Genomic DNA, 4112 nt, shown 5'->3' with positions numbered 1-4112 from the left:
CGGCCACGCCGATCTTCACGTCCTCGCTGTCCTGGAGGTCGCCGTTGAGGCCGCGCAGGTTGTTGACGAGTTCCTCGGTGGCGGCATCCGCGGGACCGGATTCCGGGATCACCTGGATCACGCCGGTGCGGAGGTCGTCAGTGGTCACCCCGGGCATCACGTTGGCCACATCATCTTGCTCGGCAATGCGCTCGGAGACGACGTTGAGCTTCTCGGTGGCCTGGTCCTCGGTCAGACCCTCGGGCAGATCCACCACGGCCACGAGCGGTCCGTTCTCGCCGGCGCCGAAGTCATCGGCAATGCGCTGGTAGGCCTGGTACGACGTGCTGTCCACGGATTCGGTGGAAGCATCCGGCAGCCCCAGGCGCATGTCCTGAGCCGGCAGTGCGAGCACCACCAGGACACCCACGCTCAGCAGCGAGGTGATCCAGGGGTGGCGCAGGTGGAACGGAACGTCGTGTTCATTGATGTGCTGCTCGTCGGGTGCGGCGTTGCGCTGCTTGCGGGGCAGCGCCTTACGTCCAGCCAGGGACAGCAGTGCGGGGGTCAGGGTCAGGGTGATGAGCAGGGCGATCAGCACGGCAACGCCGGCCACGGTACCCATCAGTCCCAGGAACGGAATGCCGGTCACGTTCAGCGCAACCAGGGCGACGATCACGGTCAGTGCCGCAAAGAACACGGCGGTGCCGGAGGTACCCACGGCCATGCCGATGGATTCTTTGATCTCCATACCGCGGCGCAATTGTTGGCGGTGGCGGTTCAGGACGAACAGCGAGTAATCGATGCCCACGGCCAGACCGAGCATCACGCCCAGCATGGGCGTCACGGACATCATGTCGATCACGCCGGAGAAGGAAAGCGTCGCGGCCGTGGAAATACCCACACCGATCAGCGCCGTCAACACCGGCAGAATGGCCGGAACCAGGGCGCGCAGCATGACCAGCAGCACGATGGCGGCGATCACCACGCCCACGATTTCCGCCGGACCCACCAGGGAGGAGATGTCCTGCGCGAGCTCCTGGGAGAAGTCCACGCCCACGCCGTCGACCGGGTGGTCATTCACGACGTTCATGACGGCTTCCTTGGTGTCAGCGGTCACGGACGTTTGATCCACGGTGAAGTTCACGACCGAAATGGCGGAGTTGCCGTCCGCTGAGACCACCCGGTAGTCACCCATGCGTTCCATGGTCTGCTCGCCGGCTTCCAGCTGAGCCTGCTGCTCCTGGATCTGCTGCGGGTCGATGCCCCGCTGCTGCAGGATCTGGTCCGCGTTGGCACCCGGGGGCAGATTCTCCTGCAGCTGCTGGATGGCCTGCTGGCCCTCCTCCAGTTGCTGGCGACCGTCCACGAGCTGCTGCCGCCCGCCGTCGAGTTGAGCCTGCACCTCGAACGGATTGGTGGCGCTGTCCACCTGATCAATGCCATCGATCGAGGCGACGGCGTCCGCGATGCCCTGCCGCTGCTCCTCGGTGAATTCCGAGTCGTCCTCGGTGTAGAAGACCATCCGGCCCGTACCCTGGTTGGCCTCGGGCAACTCTTCCTGCAAGCGGTCAGCGAGCTGCTGGGTTTCGGTGCCGGGGATGGAGATCGCGTTGGACAGTTGCACACCGGAGAAGGCCACGGCGCCCACGGAGATGGCCAGCACGGCGATCCACGACACAATCACCGCCCACGCGTGACGGGCTGAACCGATACCCAGCCGGTAGAGAAGTCGTGCCACGAGGAGTCTCCTACGAGTTAGTAGCAATGGTCATGTTCAGGTGCATTCCGCGGGAGCGGATCTCGCCGACGACGCCGCTCGCACGGGCCGGTCGACGACAGGTCAGGTAGTGAAGCCGCGGCCCAGAACGCACAGGGCCTCGGTCATGAGTTCGTCCCAGATACCACGGGATCGATCGTTCAGTTCCCCGCCCGTGCGAAGAAGCCACGCATCCATGCAGACGGACATGGAGTTGATGATGGAGGTGGCCACCAGCTGTAATTCCAGCTGATCGTGGTCGGGCAGCCGTTCGCGCAGCACGTGCTCCAACCGCTCGGTGGCCGCGTTGGTCACCCGGAAAGTCCACAGCGCCGCGGTCGGTGATTCCTTGACCTCCGTCACCTGGAGTAACAGCGGACGCAGCGCCTCAACCAGACTGCGAGTCCGCATCGCGGCGCACAGATCCTGATAGACGGAGCCCAGCGTTTGCTCACCGCGCTCCGACGGGTCCGGAAGCTCTGCCAGAACGGCCCCGATGAGCTGTGTGACAAGCTCCGACAGGTACTCGTAGCCGGCATCTTCCGCCGAGGAGAAGTGGTTGAAAATGGTCCGCCTGGAGACGCCCGCCTTGGCGGCCAGATCATCGACGGAGAACCCCTGAATACCGTGACGGTCGGTCAGCTCACCGGCGGCCATCACAATGGCGCGCCGGTTGTGCCACTTGCGGGCACCGCGCTTGTCCTTGGGGGCTTCACCCTGGCATCCGATGTTCACGTGTCAACAATAGCCACTTGTTGCACTCTGTGCACCTTCTGAGTCTGAGTGTGAGCAAGCAGACCTCTGAGGGAATGCTGGTGGTGCTTCTCGGTCGCTGGGCCTTTCCTGCAGCTCGCATGGGTGACGGCCGCCGAGCGTCAAGGCTCAAGCTAGATAACTTCGCTGGATTTCCGCTGGGACCATGCCGCCTCCGGTCAACCAGGCAATGTGGGTGGCGTTCTTCAGCCGCCGGCCGGTGAGATTTTTGCGGTCCAGGTACTCTGCGTCGGTGCTGATCCAGTGCGGCCCGTCCAGGCTCGCCACCGCGGAGGGCTCCGCAAGTATTCCCTCCATTGTATACAGCGCCTTGACCTGATCTTTCAGGTGCTGATCCGTCACCGTGTAGTAACCGTCGATCAGTCCCTGCATGCGCCGCCCCACGAACCCGGAGGGCCGCCCCACGGCCAAACCGTCCGCCACGGTGCGAGTGTCCAGGCCCAGCTCCGACACGGAGATCTGATCGTGGAGTCCGGTGTAGACACCCAACATCATGGCCGGCGCGGCGACGGGTTCCGCGAAAATGCAATGCACGGCATCCCCGAATTCCAGTGCCAGGCCATAGGCCACCCCGCCCGGGGCGCCGCCAATGCCACACGGGAGGTACACGAACAGTGGATGGTCTTCAGCCACGGCGATCCCTTGGTCGCTCAGCTGGCGCGCAACCCTTCGCCCCGCCACGGCGTACCCCGCGAACAGGCTGACCGAGTGTTCGTCATCGACAAAGTGCGTGGCCGGATCGGCCTGTGCCGCCTGTCGCCCGGCGTCCACCGCCGCCGTGTAATCGGTGCTGTGCTCCACCACGTCCACGCCCAGGCCCCGGAGCAGTTCCTTCTTCCACGCTTGGGCGTGCGTGGACATGTGCACGGTGGCCTGCAGCCCGAGTGCGGCGGCGGTGATGCCGATGGACAGCCCCAAATTTCCGGTGGAGCCCACCACCACCCGATGCCGAGCCATGACCCGGCGGAAGGGATCGGAGCCGAACGCTCGGTAGTCGGCGGGCAGCAACCCCGCCTCGCCAGCCAGTGACTCGGCGTACTCCAGCACCTCGTGGACTCCCCCGCGGGCCTTGATGGAACCGCTCACGGGCAGAATGTCATCACGTTTGAGCAGCAGCGTGCCCGCGGCCAGACCCAGTTCCCGTTGCATTTCCGGCGAGGCCTCCAAGGGCGACTCGATGGCCCCGCGGGCCGCCGACGTCTCCGGGAAGGCCTGCGCGATCCACGGAGCGAACCGCTCGAGCCTCGCGGCGGCGTCGTCCACGATGGTGCGCGGAAGGCCGGAGGCGGACAGGCCCGCCGCGGTGGTGGTCATGGCCGGATTGAACCACGCCGACGGCTCCCCACCGGCTAATCGCGCCAGGAGGGAGTCATCGCGAAACTCGGAGTGATCCGCCGTCATGCTTGCTCCGTCGCCGCAAAAACGGTAGCCGGGTCCTCCCCGGCCAGTGCCGCCCGCAGAAGCACCGTGAGGTTCTCTTCCGTGGGCGCGGTGGGGGTGGAGTCCGGAATGGCGTTCAGGGATCGTTCCACGGCTTCCGAGATCCCGTCCTCGGTGAACCCGATGTCCGCGAGCGCCCGGGGTGCATCGATCTCGCGGT

3 protein-coding genes and 1 pseudogene are annotated in these 4112 nt (G+C 65.5%); all 4 read right to left on the bottom strand.

Annotated elements, in window-relative coordinates; genetic code table 11:
- The coding region (locus Q4E95_RS11515; RefSeq protein WP_303383441.1) for an MMPL family transporter at positions 1-1720 on the bottom strand (1720 nt) is incomplete at its 3' end.
- A gap of 102 nt (positions 1721-1822) precedes the next feature.
- A complete protein-coding gene (locus Q4E95_RS11510) occupies positions 1823-2473 on the bottom strand; it encodes a TetR/AcrR family transcriptional regulator (RefSeq protein ID WP_303383440.1) in 651 nt (216 codons plus the stop codon).
- Between the two features lie 147 nt (positions 2474-2620).
- Positions 2621-3913 carry a D-serine ammonia-lyase gene (locus Q4E95_RS11505; RefSeq protein WP_303383439.1) on the bottom strand — a complete coding sequence of 431 codons (1293 nt, stop codon included), beginning with the start codon at positions 3911-3913 and terminating at the stop codon, positions 2621-2623.
- A pseudogene (locus Q4E95_RS11500) lies at positions 3910-4112 on the bottom strand (maleylacetate reductase); the annotation flags it as partial. The gene Q4E95_RS11505 and the pseudogene Q4E95_RS11500, both read right to left, overlap by 4 nt.

The sequence above is a fragment of the Kocuria sp. genome (genome assembly GCF_030536815.1).
Classification (GTDB): domain Bacteria; phylum Actinomycetota; class Actinomycetes; order Actinomycetales; family Micrococcaceae; genus Kocuria; species Kocuria gwangalliensis.
Note: the sequence above shows the minus strand (reverse complement) of the source record. Positions and strands in the feature narration are given on the sequence as shown.